Source organism: Castellaniella denitrificans, assembly GCF_027214045.1.
GTDB classification, from domain to species: Bacteria; Pseudomonadota; Gammaproteobacteria; order Burkholderiales; family Burkholderiaceae_B; genus Castellaniella; species Castellaniella denitrificans_A.
In genome coordinates this window covers 190,514-210,410 of sequence record NZ_JAPWHE010000004.1, presented here as the reverse complement: position 1 = coordinate 210,410, position 19,897 = coordinate 190,514, and the positions used below count along the sequence as shown (strand labels likewise).

Below are 19,897 nucleotides of genomic sequence, written 5' to 3'. Positions count from 1 at the left end.
AACCGGCGGTCCTCAGGAGGCCAGCACGGTCCCGGCGTCGTGGGACCAGGTGACGTAGACTTCTTCGTCCACGCCGGGCGCGTCGGACTGGCTCCAGTCCAGGCTGGGCACGCTGGCCTCGATGGTCTGGCCGGCGTCCAGACGGATCTGGTAACGGGTGGTGCTGCCCATCCAGGCGACATGCGACACCATGCCATGCCCCCAGTTGGACTCGGCTTCGGGCGCCTGGCGGCCGACGCGGATCTGCTCGGGCCGGATGGAGACGTGGACCTCCATGCCCAGTGGCTCGCTGATGCCGTGGCTGACGTAGAGCGGTCGAGACAGCGCATCGGTCTCGATCAGCACGTGATCGGGCTCGTCGACCACGATGGTGCCGGTGAACAGATTGGTGGAACCGATGAAGCCGGCGACGAAGCGTGTGCTGGGAAACGTGTACACGTCGTGCGGCGTGCCGCACTGGACAATCTGGCCCTCGGTCATGACCGCCAGGCGGCTGGCCATGGTCATGGCCTCTTCCTGGTCGTGCGTGACCATGATGCAAGTGACGCCGACCTGACCCAGAATCCTCACCAGTTCGATCTGCGTGGCCTGGCGGATCTGCTTGTCCAGCGCCGACATCGGCTCGTCGAGCAGCAGCAGCTTGGGTCGCTTGACCAGGCTGCGCGCCAGGGCCACGCGCTGCTGCTGGCCGCCGGAGAGCTGGTGCGGTCGGCGGCGCGCGTAGCCGGCCATCTGCACCAGGTCCAGGGCCTCGAACACACGCTCGTGGATCTCGTGGCGCGGCACGCCTTCCTGCTTCAGACCGAAGGCGACGTTGGCCTCGACCGACATGTGCGGGAACAGCGCGTAGGACTGGAACATCATGTTGACCGGCCGGCGATGCGGCGGCAGCGCCGTGATGTCCTCGTCGTCCAGGATGATGCGCCCGGACGTGGGTTCCTCGAAACCCGCCAGCATGCGCAGCAAAGTCGATTTCCCGCAGCCCGAGCTGCCCAGCAGGGCGAAGATCTCGTGCCGCCGCACCGACAGGGAGACGGATTTGACCGCCACCGTATCGCCGAAGATCTTGACGACGTCCTCCATGCGGACGAAGTCGTCGGCCTCGCCCTGGCGAGACATGCCGCGCGGATCCTGCATCGCCGTCAGCGCCCGGTCTTGAGCTGCGCCCACATCTGCGTCTGCAGGCGCAGGATGTTCAGGGGCTGCGGCTTGATGACGAACAGCGTGCGGGAGACTTCCGCCGGGGGGTAGATCATGGGATTGCTCGCGACCTCATCGACCACGTACTTGCGCGCCTCTTTGTTGGCGTTGGGGTAATACATGGTGTTGGTGATCGCCGCATGCACCTGGGGCGTCTCGATGTAGTTGATGAAGGCGTGCGCCTCGTCCACGTGCTCGGCGCTCTTGGGAATAGCCATGGTGTCGAACCAGACCGGCGCCCCGCCATCGGGAATATAGTAGTCGATGGCATAGGATTTCTTGGCTTCCTTCGCGCGGGACGAGGCGATCATCACATCGCCCGAAAAGCCATAGACCATGCACAGGCCGCCCGAGGCCAATTCGTCGATGTAGCCCGAGGAGCTGAACTGGCGCACGTAGGGGCGGATGGACTTCAGCAGGGCCAGCGCGGCCTCGTAGTCCTTGGGATCACTGCTGTTGGGATCCTTGCCCAGATAATGCAGCACGGCCGGGAAGACCTGCGCGGCCTCGTCCAGAATGGAAATGCCGCAGGACTGCAGCTTGGCCGCGTTTTCAGGCTTGAACAGCATGTCCCAGGAATTCAGGGGCGCGTCCTGGCCCATGAGTTCGCGCACCTTGGTGACGTTGTAGCCCAGGCCGTTGGTTCCGTAGCCCCAGGGGACCAGGTACTGGTTGCCGGGATCGACCGTGGCGACCAGGGCCATCAGGTCCGGGTCCAGATATTGCCAGTTGGGGATCTTGGAGCGGTCCAGCTTCTGGAACAGGCCGCCCTGGATCTGACGAGCGGCGTAATGCGTGGACGGCACGACCACGTCGTAGCCCGACTTGCCCGTCAGCAGCTTGGCCTGGAGCGTGTCGTTGGTGTCGTAGACGTCGTAGCGGATCTTGATGCCGGTGGTTTTTTCGAAACCGGACAGGGTGTCGGGCGCGGTGTATTCGGCCCAGTTGTAGACGTTGACGACGCGATCCTGGGCGTTCGCCGGAACCGCGGCGATCAACGCGGCGGCGGCCAACAGGGTGTGTACGGTGCCGATTTTCATGGCATGGGCCCCTATCATGGAGGTAAACAACGGGACATAGCATCCCACCACTGCGCTCCGCGCGCGCCGGCTACCTTAACCAAAGACCGCCGCAGGCGCAACCGGTTTTTTGACGCCTGTCCCGGGGACACCACACCCAGGCGCGCACGATCGAAATCGATCAGCCAGACCTGGTCGTCGACGTCGAACAAGATGTTGTAGGCGTTCAAGTCCGCATGCCAGACGCCGGCGGTGTGCATCGCGGCGATGGCCTGCGCGACGGCGGCGGGATCGGCCCGGTCCAGGCGGCCGGCCAGGGTCTGCGCACCCTCGACCCGAGCGATCAGGATGGCGTTGCGGTAGAACGGGGAAGCGGCCGGGCGCCAGTACGCCGCGCCCAACGGCTCGGGCACGCGCAGCCCGGCCCGGCGCAGATGATCCAGCACCCGGACTTCGGCAAAGGCACGCACCCTGGATTCGCCCAGCCACAGGTAGGACTGGCGCCCCCCCATCCGGGCGCGCAGGCCGCCGCGCCGGTAGTGGCGCAGGACGGCGGGGCCGTGGGAGCCGTCGACGAACCAGGCGGCCTGGCGGCCGCCCTCGCCCACCGGCTCGGCATCGGGCCGGCGGGCGTCGAACCAGCCGGGATCCGCCTGGTCCGCGAAGCGCGCGGGCACGCAGAATGCGCCGCCGGCGAATTGGTGTGTCACCCAGCCCGGCGAAATGCAATTCATGATTCCTGTCTCCTTGGATTCGATCGGCATGGCCCATCCCGACATGAAACATCCCTCCACCTCGTGCCTTGCAAGGCACTCGGATTCGATCGGCATGGAACATCCCAACATGAAACATCCCTCCACCTCGTGCCTTGCAAGGCACTCGGATTCGATCGGCATGGAACATCCCAACATGAAACATCCCTCCACCTCGTGCCTTGCAAGGCACTCGGATTCGATCGGCATGGAACAGTCCGCAGGGACTGTTCCATGTCCGATCTCATCCCCGCATCAGCAGGAGGCCCATGATGACCAGCAGCATGCAAGCGAAGATCAGTTTCAGGCGCGCCTCGGGCAGCGCGTAGGCCAGGCGCACCCCATAGGGCACGCACAGCAGGCTTCCGACAGCCAGGGGAATGCCCACCAGGCCGTGCGCCTGGCCATGCCAGGCATAGGTCGCCAGCGCCACGCAGGTGCCCGGCACGATCATCGCCAGCGCCACCGCCTGGGCCGAGGTCTGGCGCAGGTGAAAGAACGAGGTCAGGAAAGGCACCGCCAGCACGGCGCCGCCCACGCCGAAGATCCCGCCGGCCAGTCCGGCGCAGACACCGACGCAGAAATACCAAAGCTTGCGCACTTGGCCGACCTCGCGGTAGAACGCGGCCGGCCTGGGCCGGGCGCGGCGCCCCAGGCTCTCGCGGAAATAGAACACAGCGATCAGGAACACGAAGCCCGCGTAGATGCGTCGCAGAAGCCAGGGGTCCAGTCCCAGTGCGATCCGGGCGCCGATCCAGGTGCACACGATGGAACTGACGGCGCCAGCCGCCGCCGAACGCCAGTCGATGGGTGCGCGCTGGTGGTATTTGCGCAAAGTCAGCAGGATGGCCGGCAACACCATGATGAGCGCGGTTCCCTGGGCCGCCTGCTGCTCGTAGCCCAGGATCAGCCCCAGCAGGGGAATGGCGAACAGACCGCCGCCGATTCCCAGCACGCCGCCGGAAAACCCGATCAGGCCGCCCGCCGCGAGACAGGCGGAAATCAGCCAGAAACCGTCCATCGCGGGCCTCTCAGGACAACACGCCGAGCACGTCCTCGACGCGGTCGACGGCCCGGATGATCAACCCCTCGATGGGCTGGCGCGGCAGGTTGGCGCGCGGCACGACGGCCTGCTCGAAACCCAGTTTGGCGGCTTCGCGGAGGCGTTCCTGCCCGCGCGGAGCCGGGCGGATCTCGCCCGCCAGGCCGATCTCGCCGAAGGCCAGCAGGCCCGCCGGCAACGGACGGTCACGCATGGACGACAGGATCGCCAGGGCCACGGCCAGGTCGGCGGCCGGCTCCATGATGCGAACCCCGCCGACGGCGTTGACGAAGACGTCCTGGTCGTAGGTGGCGACCCCCGCATGGCGGTGCAACACGGCCAGCAGCATGGCAAGGCGGCTGCTTTCCAGGCCGACGGACAGACGGCGAGGATTGGGCACGTGGGCCGTGTCCACCAAAGCCTGGACCTCGACCAGCAGCGGCCGGGTGCCTTCCTGGGTGGCCATGACGCAGGAACCGGCGACGTCCCTGGAATGCCCTGCGAGGAACAGCGCGGACGGATTGCTGACGCCACGCAGGCCGCGGTCGGTCATGGCGAACACACCCAGTTCGTTGACGGCGCCAAAGCGGTTCTTGATGGCACGCACCAGGCGGAACGAGGAATGGGTGTCGCCCTCGAAGTACAGCACGGTGTCGACGATGTGCTCCAGCACGCGCGGGCCGGCCAACGCGCCGTCCTTGGTAACGTGGCCGATCAGGATCAGGGTGACGCCGGTCTGCTTGGCGATGCGGGTCAACTGGGCCGCGCATTCACGCACCTGCGACACCGAGCCGGGCGCCGCGGTCAGCTCACCGGAATACAGGGTCTGGATCGAGTCGATCACGGCCACGCCGGGCTGGCGCTCGACCAGGGCCTGGGTGATCTGTTCCAGGCGGATCTCGGCCAGCAGGTCCACGCCATCGCCCGACACGCCCAGGCGCTGGGCGCGCAGGGCGACCTGTTCGGCGGATTCCTCGCCGGTCACGTAGAGCACCGGACCGCGTTCGGACAGACTGGCCAGCGCCTGCAGCAACAAGGTCGATTTGCCGATCCCCGGGTCGCCGCCGATCAACACCACGGCGCCGGCCACCAGACCGCCGCCCAGGACGCGGTCGAATTCCTCGATGCCCGTGGGGTTGCGGGCCTGTTCGCGGGCCTCGATGTCGGCCAGGCGGCGCACCGGGGTGGAGGCGGCCAGCGGCGCGTAACGGTGGCCTGATGCCGCCGTCGGGGATTCGCGGGTTTCCTGGAGCGTGTTCCAGGCGCCGCAATGCGGGCAGCGGCCTTCCCATTTGGCGGCGGTGCCGCCGCAATCCGAACAGAGGAACAGGGTCCGGGCCTTGGCCATCAGCGGCCCGCCAGGCTGCCGCCGCCATCCACGCCGATTTCCTGGCCGGTGATGAATGCCGCTCCGTCGCCGAGCAGGAACACCACGGCGGCGGCGACCTCGTCGGCCTGGGCCAGGCGCCCCATGGGGATCGTCGCCAGCACGGTCTTTTCAGCGTCGCTGCCGACGGGGCATTCGGCGCGAAACAGGCCGGTCTCCACCGGGCCGGGCGAGACCGCGTTGACCGTGACGCCGTAGGGCGCCAATTCCAGGGCCCAGGTGCGCGTACAGCCCAGCAGCGCGCTCTTGGCCGCCGCATAGCTGGTGTGCCCGGCCTGGCCATGCACCACCCGGCCGCACAGATTGACGATGCGGCCGGACTTGCGGGCCCTCATGCCGGGCACGAAGGCCTGCACCGCCTGCACCGCCACGCGGACGTTCAGATCGAAGGCCTGGTAGAGCGACGCCAGATCGACCTCGCCCAGGGGTTCCGGCATCGCCGGCCCCACGCAGTTCACCACGGCGTCGACCGGATACTTTTCACGGATGACGCGCAGCAGCTCCTCGGTCTCGCCGGCATTGGCCAGGTCGCAGGCATACAGGTAGCCGGGAAAATCGATGTCGGCCACGTGCCGGGCCAGGCCGACGACGTGGCAACCCTGGTCCGCCAGACGCTGGCTGACTGCCCAGCCAATGCCCTTGGTCGCGCCGGTGACGAGCACACAACTGTTCTTCATGGAAAGTTCCTCTGGCCGGAATTCACAGGACGCGACGCGGCACCCGGGGGGTCACGGCGGTGAGCAGTTCGTAACCGATGGTGCCGCAGGCGGCGGCAACCTCGTCCACGGACGGGCCGTCCCGTCCCCACAACACGACCGGGGTACCCACCGCCGCGTCGGGCACGGGGTCCAGGTCCACGGCCAGCATGTCCATGGACACGCGCCCGACCAGACGGGTGCGCGTCCCGCCCACCGAAACCGGCGTCCCGGTCGGCGCATGGCGCGGATAGCCGTCGGCATAGCCACAGGCGACGATGCCGATCCGCATGTCGCGAGGGGCGCGGAACGTGTGCCCATAACCCACCGATTCGCCCGCCGGCACCCGATGCGCGCCAATCAGCCGGGCGGACAGGGTCATGGCGGGACGCAGGCCGAACACGTCGGCCGGCCGGTCGGCGAAGGGCGAGGATCCGTACAGGCAGATACCGGGACGCACCCATTGGGGGCCCGCGGCGATCCCCGCCGCCAGCCCGGGCGTCAGCGTTGCCGCCGAATTGCACAGGCTGACCGGGCCGGCCTGGCCGTCGATCGTCCGCAGGAAACAGTCGATCTGGGCTTGCGTGACGGCGGCATCGTCGTCGGCACGGGCGAAATGGGTCATCGCGCCGACCTGCCCCAGCACGCCGTCGGCCTGCAGGACCAGAGCGCGATCGCGGGCCGCGCGGAATTCGTGCGGCTGGAACCCCAGCCGGTGCATGCCGGTGTTCAGCTTGACGAAGACGTCGATCTGCCGGGCCAGCGGACTCGATTCCAGCATGTCCAGCTGTTCGGCGCAGTGGAGCGCGGCACCGATCCGGTAGTGGACCAGCGCGTCGAGATCACCGGGTTCGAAGAAGCCTTCGAGGAGAAGCAGTGGACCGTTCCAGCCCAGTTCGCGGCAGCGCACGGCCTCTTCCAGATCCAGCATCGCCAGGCCGTCGGCCTCGCCGAAGCCCGCCATCGCGGCCTCGATGCCGTGCCCATAGCCGCGCGCCTTGATCACCGCCCAGATGAAGGGCGCCGCGCCGGAGGCGTCCCGCCGCAAGCGATCGGCCACCGTCCCCAGATTGTGGGACAAGGCTTCGGTGTCGATCGTCGCCTGAATCGGACGCGGCATGAAATCCCCCGGAAAGCGGACAAGTGAAGCGGCTGCCCCGGAACCGGGTCTGGGCACAAATTGTTCGGAGTCAGGCTGCCGGCTCGGAAAGGCCCTAAGTATACTGCCTCATCATGGCTGTCGATCACTACGAAAACTTCCCCGTCGCATCCCTGCTGCTGCCTGCCAGGCTGCGTCCGGCGGTCCGCGATCTGTACGCTTTCGCGCGCGGCGCGGACGACATCGCTGACGAAGGCGACGCCGCTCCGGCGGCGCGACTGGAACGGCTGGAGGCCTGGCGGGGCGCGGTCCGCGACCTGGGCGCCGGGCGGTCGATCCAGTCGCCCCTGTCCGCCGACGACCGGGCGGTCTTCGCCCGGCTGGGCGACACGCTCGCGCGCCACCGGCTGCCCATCCAGCCGCTGCTCGATCTGCTGTCGGCCTTCACCCAGGATCTGAGTGTCACCCGCTACGCGGATGAGCCCGCCCTGCTGGACTATTGCCGCCGCTCGGCCGACCCGGTCGGACGGCTGATGCTGCATTTGTTCGACCGGACCGCCCCCGGGGACCTGGCCCAATCCGACGCCATCTGCACCGGGCTGCAGCGGGTCAATTTCTGCCAGGATGTGGCCCTGGACCACGCCAAGGGCCGCTGCTACATCCCGCTGGACTGCCTGGCGCGCCACGGCCTCGCTCCGGAAGACATGAACGCGCTGTGCGCCGATCCCCCCTCGCCGCCTTCCGCCGCCTGGCGGTCCGCGATGCGGGAGCAGGCGGACCAGGCCCGACGCGCCCTGCTGGCCGGCAGCCCGCTCGCCTGGCGCCTGCCGGGCCGAATCGGCCTGGAACTGCGGCTGGTGGTGCATGGCGGGCTACGGATACTCGACAAGCTGGCGGCGGGCGGCTACGACCCTTGGGGCAACCGGCCCATCCTGGGCCGCGCCGACGCCTTCCTGCTATGCTGGCGCGCATTCTTTACGCCGCGCCCGGACATCGCATCACTCCGCCACCATGACGCCTGACGAATACTGCCAGCAGAAAGCCGCCCGCAGCGGTTCGAGCTTTTACTACGCTTTCCTGTTCCTGCCGCCGGAACGGCGCCGTGCCATCACGGCGCTCTATGCCTTCTGCCGCGAGGTGGACGATATCGTGGACGAGGTCGAAGAGGCCTCGGTCGCGCGGATGAAGCTCGCCTGGTGGCGCGACCAGGTCGGCCTGATGTTCGACGGCACGCCCGACCACCCGGTGGCCATCGCCCTGGCCGCCCACATCCGCGCCTTCGGGTTGCGCCCCGAGCCCTTCTACGCCGTGATCGAGGGCATGGAAATGGACCTGGACCAGTTCCGTTACGCCGACTGGACCGCCCTGCGGGAATACTGTTGGCGCGCCGCCGGCGTGGTGGGCGATCTGTCGGCCAGCATCTTCGGCCACACAGACCCGCGCACGCTGGAATACGCCGAAACGCTGGGCCTGGCCTTTCAGATGACCAACATCATCCGCGACGTGGGCGACGACGCCCGGCGCGGCCGCATCTACCTGCCGGCCGACGACATGGCACGTCATGGCGTGACCCAGGACGACATCCTCGATGGCCGCCACACCGAAGGGTTCCAGGCCCTGATGCTGCAGCAGACCGCGCGGGCGCGCGGTTTGTACCGCGACGCCATGCGCGCCCTGCCGGAGGCCGACCGCCGCGCGCAGCGACCCGGCCTGATGATGGCCGCCATCTATGCCGCCCTGCTCGACGAGATCGAACGCGACGGCTGGCATGTGCTCGATCAGCGCATCGCCCTGACGCCGATCCGCAAATTCTGGCTCGCCTGGAAGACCTGGGTCGGCGGGGGCCGGGGGCTGGTGCGCCGATTGGCGCAATGAACACCATCGCCGTCATCGGCGCCGGCTGGGCAGGACTGGCCGCCGCCGCGCGCCTGCGGCGGGCGGGCCGCGCCGTCCGGGTCTACGAGGCCGCCGCCGCGCCGGGGGGCCGGGCGCGACGAATCGATCACCCCGGACTGGGGCTGAGCCTGGACAATGGACAGCACATTCTGCTGGGCGCCTATGCCGACACCCTGGCGCTGATGCGGGAACTGGGCGTGGATCCCGGGCACGCCCTGATGGCCCAGGATCTGGCGCTGCGATCGGCCGACGGCAGCCTCAGCCTGCGCTTCTGGCCCCTGCCCCCACCCCTGCACCGCCTGGGCGTCCTCCTGGGCAGCCACGGGCTGGATGGCTGGCGAGGCCGCCGCCACCTGGCCCGGGTGTTCGATGCCCTGGACCCGGATCGCGTCGATCCGTCCGAGGCCGTGTCGGACTGGCTGGCCGGCCTGGACTGCCCGCCCGGACTGATGACGCGCCTGTGGGAACCCCTGTGCTTGGCGGCCACGAACACCCCGGCGCACGTGGCGCAGGCGCGCCTGTTCGTCAGGGTACTGGCCGACAGCCTGGGCGCGGGGCCTGCCGCCAGCCGCATCCTCATCCCCCGGGATGGCCTGCACGCGCTCTGGCCCGCCCACGTCTGCGCCCTGCTCGGCGGCGATCTGCTGCGCCGCCGGGTTCGCGCGATCACGCCGGACCCGGCGGGCGGATGGCGGGTGGATGACGAATCGCATGGACATGTGATCCTGGCCGTGCCCGTCACCGAGGCCCGGCGCCTGCTGGCGTCACTGCCCGGCGCGACGGCATTCATGGGCGGCTGGGCGGACTGCGCGCATTCGGCCATCGGCACTCTGACCCTGCGGCTTGCCCGGCCCTGGAATTCGGGCCACCCCATGCTGCTGCTGCGCGACGAGCCTGCGCGAGATGCCTGGGGTCAATGGCTTTTCGACCGCAGCGCCAGCGCCCGTACGGACGTCGAACGGCGGCTGATCCACGTCGTCATCGGCACGGCGGACCGCTATGCGGGCCGGGATCCGGCGCGCATAGCGGCCGGCGTCATCGAACAGGTCCGCACCCAGGCGGCGGGGCCGCATCCGCCGTTGCCGGAAATCGAAACGCACGCCCTGGTGACGGAACGGCGGGCCACCTTCGACGCGGTACCGGGTCTTCGGCGGCCCGGCGCGATCACCCCGTGGCCAGGCCTGCTGCTGGCGGGCGACTGGACCGACACCGGCTACCCGGCCGTACTGGAAGGCGCGGTGCGCAGCGGGCTGAGGGCGGCCGACGCGGTCCTGGCATCACGCTGATCAGGCGGGCAAGGCCTGCATGGTCCTCGGGGACAACGCCGCGCCGCCTTGAGGTCATCGCGGCCGGCGGACCAGGGTACTCTTGCCGAACAGGCTCTCGACCAGTTCGACGGCGACCTTGGCCGTTCCATTGCGCACGTCCAGGGCCGGATTCAGTTCCACGATGTCCACCGAGCCCACCCGGCCCGTATCGGCCAGCATCTCCATGCACAACTGCGCCTCGCGCCAGGTCGGCCCGCCCCGGACCGTGGTGCCGACACCCGGCGCATAATCCGGATCCAGGAAATCGACGTCGAAACTCACGTGGACATGGGCGTCCCCGGGGAGCCCTTCCAGGGCGTCCTCCATGATCGCGCGCATACCGCGCTCGTCGACCGTGCGCATGTCGTACACATCCAGCCCCTGCTCGTGAACGAACTCACGCTCGCCCGCGTCGACACTGCGGATGCCGATCAGCCGCAACATGTCGGGCCGCAGGGCCGGCTCCGACCCGCCCAGGTCCACCAGGCCGGGGGGGCCGAAGCCGCACAGGCAGGCCACCGGCATGCCATGCAGGTTGCCGCTGGGCGTCAGCCAGGCCGTGTTGAAGTCCGTGTGGGCGTCCAGCCAGAACACCCGCAGCGGTCGCCCCTGGCGCCGGCAATACCGCGCCACGGCCCCTACCGATCCGACGCCCAGGCAATGGTCACCGCCCAGCACCAGCGGCAGGCGGCCCGCCTGCAACTGATCCGTCACCGCCTCGAAAACCAGGGCATTCCAGGCCACGACCTGCTCCAGATGACGGTACCCCTGGATCGGCGGCTGCCAGGGATTGACCGGCCCCGCCAGATCGCCCATGTCGAGAATCCGGCATCCCTGGCGCTCCAGGGCGGCCGCCAGGCCGGCCACCCGCAAGGCCTGGGGCCCCATCGACGCGCCGCGCATACCGGCGCCAATGTCGGTGGGCACGCCCACCAGGGCGACTTCGACGCTCATGACTAGCCTCCCCGCCTGTCGGCTTGCAAGCAGGAAGCCTCGTCGCGCACGGTCGATCCCGTCATCACGAGGCCAGCGCCGGCAGATCCTGCATGGCGCCCAGCAGCCAGCCGTACAGGTCGCGCGGATCGGTCTGTCCGGGCGTGACGTCCACCCAGGTCCCCACCTGGTGGGCCTCAGCCTGGACCTGAAGAAAACGCAGTGCGGAATAGTCCTCCAGCGCGAAGCCGACCGAGTCGAACAAGGTCACCTGTTCCGTCCGCGTCCGCCCCGGCGCATCGCCCGCCAGGACGCGCCACAGCTCGGTCACGGGAAAATCGGCCGGCATCTGCTGGATCTCGCCCTCCTTGCGGGTCTGAGGCGGAAACTCGACGAAGACATCGGCACGGCGCAGGATATCGGGATCCAGTTCGGTCTTGCCGGGACAATCGCCCCCCACGGCGTTCAGGTGCATGCCCGGCTCGACCAGGTGCGCGTCCAGCACCCGCGCGCGGCCCTGGAAAGCCGTCACCGTGGTGACGATGTCCGCGCCCCGGACCGCCTGGGCCGCCGAATCGCAAATCCGCACGGACAACGGACGACCAGGCAGCTCGGCCCCCGCCAGGTTGCGCGCCAGGCGTTCCGAGGCGCCGCGATCGACGTCGTAGAGGCGCAGATCGCGGATGCCTAGCAGGCAGGCGAAAGCCAGGGCCTGAAAATCGCTCTGGGCCCCGTTGCCGATCAGCGCCATCGAATGGCTGTCGCGCCGTGCCAGGACCTGGGCGGCCAAGGCCGACATCGCCGCCGTGCGCAATGCGGTGGTCAGGGTCAGTTCCCCGAGCAGGCGGATCATGCCGGTGTCGCAGTCCAGCAGCGCCCCCATGGCCATGACGGTGGGCAGGCCGCGGCGCCCGTTGCCCGGATGGCCATTGACGCATTTGAAACTGTAGTGCGTGCCGTCGGTGATGGGCATCAGTTCGATCGTGCCCTGTTCGGAATAGGCCGCGATGCGGGCCGCCTTGTCGAAATCCGGCCAGCGCAGGTAATCGGTCCGCAGCGTCCCGGCCAGCCCCCGCAGGCAGGCGGGCAGGCCCAGGATGCCGATCAGCCGGGCCACGTCGTGAGTATCCAGAAACAGGGTGCGCAGCGGCACCGGGACATGGGCTTGCATGGCGTGTCTCCTCGGGATGGAATGTGCTGCTTTCAGTGTGGCCCAAGGGTCCGGCAATGTATATCGTCAACTTTGCCGCCATTCTGGCAGGAAACTGTCAAAATGACAGACATCGCTGAACAGAATGGAGTATGCCGGCATGGATTCGACCGACCTGGCCCTGATCGGCCTGCTGCGCGGGAACGCCCGCGCCAGCGTGGCCACCCTGGCGCGGAAACTGGGCGTGGCGCGCGGCACGGTCACCCAGCGCATGCGCCGGCTGGAGGACGCCGGAGTGATCGTGGGGTATATGGTGCGCCTGCGTCCGGACGCGGAACCGCAGACCATCCGCGCCTGGATGGGCATCGCCGTCGAAGGCAACGAGGCCCGCGCCGTGATCGCCAGCCTGCTGGGGGAACCGGGCGTGGCCACCCTGCACGACACCAACGGCCGCTGGGACCTGCTGGCCGAGCTGCGGGCGGCCGACCTGCAGGAACTGTCCCGGGTACTGGAACGCATCCGTCTGATCCGGGGCATCAGCCAGTCCGAGACCAGCATCCATTTGCAGACGTATCGGGCGGCTTGAAAGGCTTTTGCCCGCCGGACCGCCCCGGGCGAATGAGGCTGGCTACAACGCGTGGCGCCGTACGTAGTCGGCCACAAGCCCGGCGTCGCAGTCCATGACCTCGACGCGCTGGGGCAGCCGGTCCAGATCGCGCAGCGCGGCCGGGACTTCCGGCGCCTCGCCGGTGGCCTCGATGAGGGTCTCGGCGAACTTCGCCGGCAGGGCCGTTTCAAGCACCAGCATCGGCACGCCTTCTTCCAGGTGCTCCAGGGCGACCTTCACCCCGTCGGCCGTGTGCGGATCGATCAGCACGCCGGTCTCGCGGCGAATGTCTCGAATGGTGCGCAGGCGGTCGGCGTGGGTGCTCGCGCCCGCCACGAAGCCGTAGCGTTCCGTGAATTCAGGCAGCAGATCGGACAGGTCGAACCGCCCGGTGGCGCGCAGTTCCTCCATCAGCCCCCGGACGCGGACCGGATCGCGGCCCACCAGGTCGAAGACGAAGCGCTCGAAATTCGAGGCCCGAGAGATGTCCATGGACGGGCTGGAGGTGGCATGCGTCTGGCTGGCCGCGCGCGGCCGGTAGACGCCGGTACGGAAGAATTCTTCCAGCACGTTGTTTTCATTGGTGGCCAGCACCAGGCGGCGGATCGGCACGCCCATTTCGCGCGCGATGTGGCCGGCCAGGATGTTGCCGAAATTGCCCGAGGGCACGGCGAAGGACACCGGCTGGCCGGGCCCCTGTGAGGCCCGCAGCCAGCCCCACACGTAGTACACCACCTGGGCGGCGATGCGCGCCCAGTTGATGGAATTGACGGCGCCCAGGCGATGGGCGCTCTTGAACTCCAGGTCGCCGGCCAGCGCCTTGACGATATCCTGGCATTCGTCGAACACGCCGCGCACGGCGATGTTGTGGATGTTGGCGTCCTGCAAGGAATACATCTGGGCGCGCTGGAAGGCGCTCATGCGCCCGTGGGGCGACAACATGAACACGGCCACGCCGCGCTTGCCGCGCAGCGCGTATTCCGCCGCCGAGCCGGTGTCGCCCGACGTGGCGCCCAGGATGTTGAGGGTCTGGCCGCGTCGCGCCAGCACGTATTCGAAGACCTGGCCCAGGAACTGCATGGCCATGTCCTTGAAGGCAAGCGTCGGTCCTTCGGACAGGCCCAGCAGCGCCAGTCCCGGCCGCAGCGGCTTGACCGGCGCGATGCGGGGGAACACATCCGACGCGTAGGCCGCATGTGTCATGCGGGACAGGTCATCGGGCGCGATATCGTCGATGAACAGGCCCAGCACGCGGGCCGCCAGATCGGCATAGTCCAGCCTGCGCCAGGATTCCAGGGTGGCCGGGTCCAGCGTCGGCAAGGTTTCGGGCAGCGTCAGGCCACCGTCGGGCGCCAGGCCCTCGAGGAGGATGTCGCAAAAGGGCTGGGGGGCCATGCCGCCCCGGGTGGACAGGTACTTCAATTGATGTTCTCCACGCGCAGGCGGGTCACGTCCGAACGCACGAAAGGCAGGCTCTGGATCGTGCGCAGCGCCTGGTCCACGTCGCCCTCGCGCGCTTCGTGGGTGAGAAAGATGATGTCGGCCTGGTGCTCGCCATGGGGCTGCTGGAACATGGAGCCCACCGAGATGCCGGCGTCCGACAGCACGCGCGCCAGATCGGCCAGCACGCCGGGCTGATCGTCGACCCGCAAGCGCAGGTAGAAGCTGGTGCGCACGTCGGCCATGGGCAGCACGGGAATGTCGGCCATGGCGTCTGGCTGGAAGGCCAGGTGCGGCACCCGGTGCTCCGGGTCGGCCATCTGCAGGCGGGTCACATCGACCAGATCGGCCACCACGGCCGAGGCCGTGGGCAGGGCGCCCGCGCCCTGGCCGTAGTACAGCGAAGGCCCGACCGCGTCGCCGCGCACCAGCACGGCGTTCATGGCGCCTTCGACGTTGGCCAGCAGGCAGTGGTCGGGCACCAGGGCGGGATGGACCCGCAGCTCGATGCCTTCCGGTCGGCGGCGGGTGATGCCCAGCAGCTTGATGCGGTAGCCCAGGCGTTCCGCATGCACGATGTCTTCGGAGGACAGGCGGGAAATGCCTTCGATGTGGGCCTTGTCGAACTGCACAGGGATGCCGAAGGCCAGCGAAGCCAGCAGCGTGAGCTTGTGGGCCGCGTCCACTCCCTCGATGTCGAAGGTGGGATCGGCTTCGGCATAACCCAGGCGCTGGGCCTCGGCGAGCACGGTCTCGAACGGCAGACCGCGCTGGCGCATTTCCGAGAGGATGAAATTGGTCGTGCCGTTGATGATGCCGGCCAGCCACTGGATCCGGTTGGCCGTCAGGCCTTCGCGGATCGCCTTGATGATGGGAATGCCGCCCGCCACTGCCGCCTCGAAGGCGACCATCACGCCGCGCGCCTGGGCGGCGGCGAAAATTTCATTGCCGTGGACGGCCAGCAGGGCCTTGTTGGCCGTGACCACGTGCTTGCCCCGGTCGATGGCTTCAAGAATGCAGTCGCGGGCCAGCGTGTCGCCGCCCATGAGTTCGACGATGATGTCGATGTCGGGATCCCGCGCCAGGGACATGCCATCGGTGGTGACGACCACGTCCGGCCCCACCAGCGCGCGCGCCTTGGCCACGTCGCGCACGGCCACGGCGGCCACTTCGATGCGTCGCCCGGCGCGCCGGGCGATTTCACCGCCATTCTGGGCCAGCACCGTCCAGACCCCGCCGCCGACCACGCCCAGACCGAGCAGACCTATGCGAATCGGCTTCATTTGAGCAGCCCGTCCTTGCGGAACATGTCCTTGATGCCGCGCACCGCCTGGCGGGTACGCTGTTCGTTTTCGATCAGGGCGAAACGCACGTATTCGTCGCCATATTCGCCGAAACCGATCCCGGGGGAAACGGCGACCTTGGCATCGGCCAGCAGGCGCTTGGAGAATTCCAGCGACCCCTGGGCGCGATAGGGCTCGGGAATGTGCGCCCAGATGTACATGGACGCCTTGGGCACGTCCACCATCCAGCCGGCCTCGTGCAGACCGCGCGCCAGCACATCGCGACGGCTGCGATATTGCTCGACGACCTCGGACACGCAGTCCTGGGGGCCTTCCAGGGCGGCGATGGCGGCCACCTGGATGGGCGTGAAGGTGCCGTAATCGTGATAGCTCTTGATGCGCGCCAGCGCGTTGACCAGTTCGCGATTGCCCACCATGAAGCCGATGCGCCAGCCGGCCATGTTGTAGCTCTTGCTCATGGTGAAGAATTCCACCGCCACGTCGCGCGCGCCGGGTACCTGCATGATGGACGGCGCCACATAGCCGTCGAAGGTGATGTCGGCATACGCCAGGTCATGCACCACCAGGATACCGTGTTCGCGCGCCAGGCTGACGATGCGCTCGAAGAAGGACAGTTCCACACACTGGGCCGTGGGGTTGCTGGGGAAGCCCAGGATCATCATCTTGGGCTTGGGGATGGTCTCGCGCACCGCGCGCTCGATTTCTTCGAAGAAGTCCAGGCCGGGCGTCATCGGCACCGAGCGGATGTTCGCCCCCGCGATCACCGCGCCGTAGATGTGGATCGGGTAGCTGGGATTGGGCACCAGCACCGTGTCGCCCCGGTCCAGCGTCGCCAGCATCAGGTGGGCCAGGCCTTCCTTGGAGCCGATGGAGACGATCGCTTCCGAATCCGGGTCGATGTCCACCCCGTAGCGGCGCTCGTACCAGGTCGAGATCGCCCGGCGCAGCCGCGGAATGCCCTTGGACACCGAATAGCCGTGGGTATCCGGGCGTCGGGCGACTTCGACCAGCTTGTCGACGATGTGCTGCGGCGTGGGGCCGTCCGGATTGCCCATGGACATGTCGATGATGTCCTCGCCGCGCCGCCGTGCGGCCATCTTGAGCTCCCCGGTGATATTGAACACGTAGGGGGGCAGGCGCTCGATGCGCGGAAAGCTCGTCATGATGGTCCTCGGCAGGTAGGCAGGAGTCGTGCGGATGGATGCGGTGCAGCAAACTCGATAATCTATCGCATGCGCCAGCGACTCGCAAATCTCCGCCCCACGGCCCCGGTCCCGGCCCAAAAGCGCCCGACGCGATTGCGCTATCATCACGGGAACACCGGAGCTTGCCCGTGCTATTGCAAAAAGACCTGAATCCCGCGCTCAACACCGTCACCGCCTACGGCGACGGGTTCCTGGAAATCAATCGGGTCCGCTATGACGGCGCTGTCTGCTTCTCTCCCGAAGGCCCCGTCCGGGATGTCGCCCTGCGCGCCGCCGCCGACATCGACGCCGCCTTCCTACAGGAACTGCTCGGCCTGAAGCCGGCCGCCCGCGACCCCCTGGCCTTTCTCGACGAGCAGCCCCCCGCCATCGAACGGCCCGACGACGCGCCGGAAGTCCTGCTGATCGGCACCGGCCCGCGCCAGACCTTCCTGCGTCCCGATGTGCTGCGCCCGCTGCTGGCGCTGGGCATCGGCGTCGAAACCATGACCACCCAGGCCGCCGCCCGCACTTACAACATTCTCATGTCCGAAGAACGGCGCGTGCTGGCCCTGTTGCTACCCGGAGACCCTGCATGACCCCTGTCGCCATCGGCCGTCCGCTGCCGCCGCTCAAGGCCGAAACCACCCACGGCCCCTTCGACACCGCCTCGCTGCAAGGCCGTCCTTTCGTGCTCTATTTCTACCCGAAGGACAATACGCCCGGCTGCACCACCGAGGCCCAGGATTTCCGTGACCGCCATGCGCAATTCCAGGCGCTGGACTGCGCCATCTACGGCATTTCGCGCGATACGCTGAAATCCCACCAGAATTTCACCGACAAGCAATCCCTGCCCTTTCCTCTGATCTCCGACCCCGACGAGGCCTTGTGCGGCCTGTTCGACGTCGTGAAGCAGAAGACCATGTACGGCAAGCAAGTACGCGGCATCGAGCGCAGCACCTTCCTGATCGACCGCCAGGGCGTCCTGGTCCAGGAATGGCGAGGTGTACGCGTCCCCGGACACGCCGACGAAGTCCTGCAAGCCGCGCAAAACCTGGCCGCCTGAGCGCGGTCGCCCCCTGGAGCCCGCATGCCCCTTCCGAAACCGCCGACCCGCCCGGGCGACACACTCGAAACCACCGCCCTGGCCGCGACGCCCGAGACATCCCCGGTGCGCGCCGTCCCAGGACCGGCTCTCGACGTGTCCCTCGATGCGCCGCGTGCGCGGGGGGCGAAGACCCGCCCGGTCGCCGCCATCCTGTCCAGGTCCTCCGACCGCGCAACGCCGGAAGCCCGGCCCGCCCCGGCGGCCGCGCAGGCCGCCGCACCAGCCGCCAAAGCCGCGCCCGCGCCGGTCGACAAGGCCCCGCACGAGGGCAAGCCTGCCGCCGCGCCCGGCAAGGCGGCGCCCGCGCCAGCCCGGCCAGCCGCCGCCCGCGCGCGACCGAAACGTCTGCCGGTCTCGCAACGCAAGCTGTTCGTGCTGGACACCAACGTCCTGCTGCACGATTCCTCGTCCCTGTTCCGTTTCGCCGAGCACGACGTCTTCCTGCCCATGATCGTGCTCGAAGAGCTCGACCACCAGAAAAAAGGCATGTCCGAGGTCGCGCGCAACGCCCGCCAGGTCAGCCGCCACCTGGACCAGTTGATCGGCACGGCCGACCTGTCCAAGGGCGTGCCCCTGGACACGCTGGGCAACACCGACGCCCTGGGCTCGCTGCATTTTCAGACCCGCCCCACCGACACGCATCTGCCACTGGAACTGCCCATGGGCAAGGCGGACAATGTCATCCTGGGCGTCGTCCATGGGCTATGCCAGGAAAACCCGAAACGCGAAGTCGTGCTGGTGTCCAAGGACATCAACATGCGCCTGAAGGCGCGGGCGCTGGGGCTGCCGGCCGAAGACTACCTGAACGACCATGTCCTGGACGACTCCGACCTGCTCTACGACGGCGTCATGCCGCTGCCGGAGAATTTCTGGAACAAGCACGGCAAGGACATCGAGTCCTGGCAGCAGAACGGTCTGACCTGGTACCGCGTACGCGGACCACTGTGCGGCCAGTTCATCGTCAATGAATTCGTCTACTACGAAGGCGAAATGCCTCTGTACGCCCAGGTACGCGAGGTCACCGGCAAAAGCGCCGTACTGTCCACCCTGCGCGACTTCAGCCACGCTAAGAACAGCGTCTGGGGCGTCACCACGCGCAACCGCGAACAGAACTTCGCCCTGAACCTGCTGATGAACCCGGACATCGATTTCGTGTCGCTCCTGGGGCAGGCGGGCACCGGCAAGACCCTGCTGGCCCTGGCCAGCGGCCTGGCCCAGACCTTCGAGACCAAGCGCTACACGGAAATCATCATCACCCGCGCCACCGTGCCGGTGGGCGACGACATTGGTTTCCTGCCCGGTACGGAAGAAGAAAAAATGCTGCCCTGGATGGGCGCGCTCGAGGACAACCTGGAAGTCCTGCATCAGGGCGCGGCCGGCGCGCTCGGTGTCTCCGTCAACGGCAACGGCCAGGACTGGAGCAAGACGCCCGCCATGGACCTGATCCGCTCCCGCATCAAGGTCAAATCCATGAATTTCATGCGCGGCCGCACCTTCCTCAACAAGTTCCTGATCATCGACGAGGCCCAGAATCTGACGCCCAAGCAGATGAAGACCCTGGTCACCCGCGCCGGCCCCGGCACCAAGATCGTCTGCCTGGGCAACATCGCCCAGATCGATACGCCCTACCTCACCGAAGGCAGTTCGGGGCTGACCTACGTGGTGGACCGTTTCAAAGGCTGGCCGCACGCCGGCCACATCACCCTGCAGCGCGGCGAACGGTCCCGGCTGGCCGATTATGCCAGCGACGCCCTCTGATCCCGGCATCCCGCCG

Annotated in this window: 19 protein-coding genes; 7 read left to right on the top strand and 12 right to left on the bottom strand. The window is 68.1% G+C overall.

The genetic code is table 11. The features are described from left to right. Positions 1 to 12: 12 nt before the first annotated feature. The 7 genes from O4H32_RS08215 to alr all read right to left on the bottom strand — a co-directional run bounded on the left by O4H32_RS08215 (position 13) and on the right by alr (position 7,215). Positions 13 to 1,137: an ABC transporter ATP-binding protein gene (locus tag O4H32_RS08215; RefSeq protein WP_407932635.1), complete on the bottom strand. Its 1,125-nt coding sequence runs from the start codon at positions 1,135 to 1,137 to the stop codon at positions 13 to 15. A gap of 5 nt (positions 1,138 to 1,142) precedes the next feature. Further along, positions 1,143 to 2,240, bottom strand: a complete 1,098-nt coding sequence (locus O4H32_RS08210; protein WP_269358101.1) for a polyamine ABC transporter substrate-binding protein — start codon at positions 2,238 to 2,240, stop codon at positions 1,143 to 1,145. 14 nt (positions 2,241 to 2,254) lie between these two features. Beyond that, positions 2,255 to 2,953: a 3-deoxy-D-manno-octulosonic acid kinase gene (locus tag O4H32_RS08205; protein WP_269358100.1), complete on the bottom strand. Its 699-nt coding sequence runs from the start codon at positions 2,951 to 2,953 to the stop codon at positions 2,255 to 2,257. A gap of 262 nt (positions 2,954 to 3,215) precedes the next feature. Continuing rightward, a complete protein-coding gene (locus tag O4H32_RS08200) occupies positions 3,216 to 3,992 on the bottom strand; it encodes a sulfite exporter TauE/SafE family protein (protein ID WP_269358099.1) in 777 nt (258 codons plus the stop codon). 10 nt (positions 3,993 to 4,002) lie between these two features. Continuing rightward, the gene (radA, locus tag O4H32_RS08195) at positions 4,003 to 5,361 is read right to left on the bottom strand and encodes a DNA repair protein RadA (RefSeq protein ID WP_269358098.1); all 1,359 of its coding nucleotides are present in this window, start codon (positions 5,359 to 5,361) and stop codon (positions 4,003 to 4,005) included. Next, entirely contained in the window at positions 5,361 to 6,077 is a 717-nt protein-coding gene (locus O4H32_RS08190) for an SDR family oxidoreductase (RefSeq protein ID WP_269358097.1), read from the bottom strand. Before O4H32_RS08190 ends, radA begins: the two co-directional genes overlap by 1 nt. Before the next feature lie 22 nt (positions 6,078 to 6,099). Beyond that, complete coding sequence (gene alr / locus O4H32_RS08185) at positions 6,100 to 7,215, bottom strand: alanine racemase (RefSeq protein ID WP_269358096.1); 1,116 nt, start codon at positions 7,213 to 7,215, stop codon at positions 6,100 to 6,102. A gap of 113 nt (positions 7,216 to 7,328) precedes the next feature. Here alr and hpnC point away from each other — a divergent pair, with 113 nt between their 5' ends. Genes hpnC through hpnE form a run of 3 tightly spaced genes read left to right on the top strand, consistent with a single transcriptional unit; the run spans position 7,329 to position 10,376 of the window. Continuing rightward, positions 7,329 to 8,216 (top strand): squalene synthase HpnC, encoded by an 888-nt coding sequence (hpnC, locus tag O4H32_RS08180; RefSeq protein WP_269358095.1) that lies wholly within the window; start codon positions 7,329 to 7,331, stop codon positions 8,214 to 8,216. Further along, the gene (gene hpnD / locus O4H32_RS08175; protein WP_269358094.1) at positions 8,206 to 9,069 is read left to right on the top strand and encodes a presqualene diphosphate synthase HpnD; all 864 of its coding nucleotides are present in this window, start codon (positions 8,206 to 8,208) and stop codon (positions 9,067 to 9,069) included. The genes hpnC and hpnD overlap by 11 nt, the downstream gene beginning before the upstream one ends. Next, complete coding sequence (hpnE, locus tag O4H32_RS08170) at positions 9,066 to 10,376, top strand: hydroxysqualene dehydroxylase HpnE (protein WP_269358093.1); 1,311 nt, start codon at positions 9,066 to 9,068, stop codon at positions 10,374 to 10,376. The genes hpnD and hpnE overlap by 4 nt, the downstream gene beginning before the upstream one ends. 54 nt (positions 10,377 to 10,430) lie before the next feature. Here the strand turns inward: hpnE and rocF are convergent, their stop codons facing one another. Beyond that, the gene (rocF, locus tag O4H32_RS08165; protein WP_269358092.1) at positions 10,431 to 11,351 is read right to left on the bottom strand and encodes an arginase; all 921 of its coding nucleotides are present in this window, start codon (positions 11,349 to 11,351) and stop codon (positions 10,431 to 10,433) included. Positions 11,352 to 11,415: 64 nt separating this feature from the next. Next, the gene (locus tag O4H32_RS08160) at positions 11,416 to 12,501 is read right to left on the bottom strand and encodes an ornithine cyclodeaminase (protein WP_269358091.1); all 1,086 of its coding nucleotides are present in this window, start codon (positions 12,499 to 12,501) and stop codon (positions 11,416 to 11,418) included. Positions 12,502 to 12,640: 139 nt separating this feature from the next. On the opposite strand from O4H32_RS08160, the gene O4H32_RS08155 reads away from it, so the two are divergent. Beyond that, the gene (locus O4H32_RS08155) at positions 12,641 to 13,066 is read left to right on the top strand and encodes an Lrp/AsnC family transcriptional regulator (protein WP_269358090.1); all 426 of its coding nucleotides are present in this window, start codon (positions 12,641 to 12,643) and stop codon (positions 13,064 to 13,066) included. A gap of 42 nt (positions 13,067 to 13,108) precedes the next feature. Here O4H32_RS08155 and thrC read toward each other — a convergent pair whose 3' ends face one another. From thrC to alaC, 3 genes are read right to left on the bottom strand one after another with little or no spacing between them, the layout of a single operon-like run. Beyond that, on the bottom strand, positions 13,109 to 14,509 hold the full coding sequence (gene thrC / locus O4H32_RS08150) for a threonine synthase (protein WP_269358089.1): 1,401 nt from the start codon (positions 14,507 to 14,509) through the stop codon (positions 13,109 to 13,111). Then, complete coding sequence (locus O4H32_RS08145; RefSeq protein WP_269358088.1) at positions 14,506 to 15,810, bottom strand: homoserine dehydrogenase; 1,305 nt, start codon at positions 15,808 to 15,810, stop codon at positions 14,506 to 14,508. The genes thrC and O4H32_RS08145 overlap by 4 nt, the downstream gene beginning before the upstream one ends. Further along, the gene (gene alaC / locus O4H32_RS08140; RefSeq protein ID WP_269358087.1) at positions 15,807 to 16,994 is read right to left on the bottom strand and encodes an alanine transaminase; all 1,188 of its coding nucleotides are present in this window, start codon (positions 16,992 to 16,994) and stop codon (positions 15,807 to 15,809) included. The genes O4H32_RS08145 and alaC overlap by 4 nt, the downstream gene beginning before the upstream one ends. Positions 16,995 to 17,164: 170 nt before the next feature. Between alaC and O4H32_RS08135 the strand changes: the two genes are divergently transcribed. From O4H32_RS08135 to O4H32_RS08125, 3 genes are read left to right on the top strand one after another with little or no spacing between them, the layout of a single operon-like run. After that, positions 17,165 to 17,614, top strand: a complete 450-nt coding sequence (locus O4H32_RS08135; RefSeq protein WP_269358086.1) for an Mth938-like domain-containing protein — start codon at positions 17,165 to 17,167, stop codon at positions 17,612 to 17,614. Next, the gene (locus tag O4H32_RS08130) at positions 17,611 to 18,081 is read left to right on the top strand and encodes a peroxiredoxin (protein ID WP_269358085.1); all 471 of its coding nucleotides are present in this window, start codon (positions 17,611 to 17,613) and stop codon (positions 18,079 to 18,081) included. The genes O4H32_RS08135 and O4H32_RS08130 overlap by 4 nt, the downstream gene beginning before the upstream one ends. Positions 18,082 to 18,105: 24 nt before the next feature. After that, on the top strand, positions 18,106 to 19,881 hold the full coding sequence (locus O4H32_RS08125) for a PhoH family protein (RefSeq protein ID WP_269358084.1): 1,776 nt from the start codon (positions 18,106 to 18,108) through the stop codon (positions 19,879 to 19,881). The last annotated feature ends 16 nt before the right edge of the window (positions 19,882 to 19,897 follow it).

Coding starts and splice junctions, on each gene's coding strand:
- O4H32_RS08205 (WP_269358100.1), bottom strand. CDS start 2,953: ATGAATTGCATTTCGCCGGGCTGGGTGACACACCAATTCGCCGGCGGC.
- alr (WP_269358096.1), bottom strand. CDS start 7,215: ATGCCGCGTCCGATTCAGGCGACGATCGACACCGAAGCCTTGTCCCAC.
- O4H32_RS08145 (WP_269358088.1), bottom strand. CDS start 15,810: ATGAAGCCGATTCGCATAGGTCTGCTCGGTCTGGGCGTGGTCGGCGGC.
- alaC (WP_269358087.1), bottom strand. CDS start 16,994: ATGACGAGCTTTCCGCGCATCGAGCGCCTGCCCCCCTACGTGTTCAAT.
- O4H32_RS08190 (WP_269358097.1), bottom strand. CDS start 6,077: ATGAAGAACAGTTGTGTGCTCGTCACCGGCGCGACCAAGGGCATTGGC.
- rocF (WP_269358092.1), bottom strand. CDS start 11,351: ATGAGCGTCGAAGTCGCCCTGGTGGGCGTGCCCACCGACATTGGCGCC.
- hpnC (WP_269358095.1), top strand. CDS start 7,329: ATGGCTGTCGATCACTACGAAAACTTCCCCGTCGCATCCCTGCTGCTG.
- radA (WP_269358098.1), bottom strand. CDS start 5,361: ATGGCCAAGGCCCGGACCCTGTTCCTCTGTTCGGATTGCGGCGGCACC.
- O4H32_RS08125 (WP_269358084.1), top strand. CDS start 18,106: ATGCCCCTTCCGAAACCGCCGACCCGCCCGGGCGACACACTCGAAACC.
- hpnE (WP_269358093.1), top strand. CDS start 9,066: ATGAACACCATCGCCGTCATCGGCGCCGGCTGGGCAGGACTGGCCGCC.
- O4H32_RS08160 (WP_269358091.1), bottom strand. CDS start 12,501: ATGCAAGCCCATGTCCCGGTGCCGCTGCGCACCCTGTTTCTGGATACT.
- O4H32_RS08210 (WP_269358101.1), bottom strand. CDS start 2,240: ATGAAAATCGGCACCGTACACACCCTGTTGGCCGCCGCCGCGTTGATC.
- O4H32_RS08200 (WP_269358099.1), bottom strand. CDS start 3,992: ATGGACGGTTTCTGGCTGATTTCCGCCTGTCTCGCGGCGGGCGGCCTG.
- O4H32_RS08130 (WP_269358085.1), top strand. CDS start 17,611: ATGACCCCTGTCGCCATCGGCCGTCCGCTGCCGCCGCTCAAGGCCGAA.
- hpnD (WP_269358094.1), top strand. CDS start 8,206: ATGACGCCTGACGAATACTGCCAGCAGAAAGCCGCCCGCAGCGGTTCG.
- O4H32_RS08155 (WP_269358090.1), top strand. CDS start 12,641: ATGGATTCGACCGACCTGGCCCTGATCGGCCTGCTGCGCGGGAACGCC.
- O4H32_RS08215 (WP_407932635.1), bottom strand. CDS start 1,137: ATGCAGGATCCGCGCGGCATGTCTCGCCAGGGCGAGGCCGACGACTTC.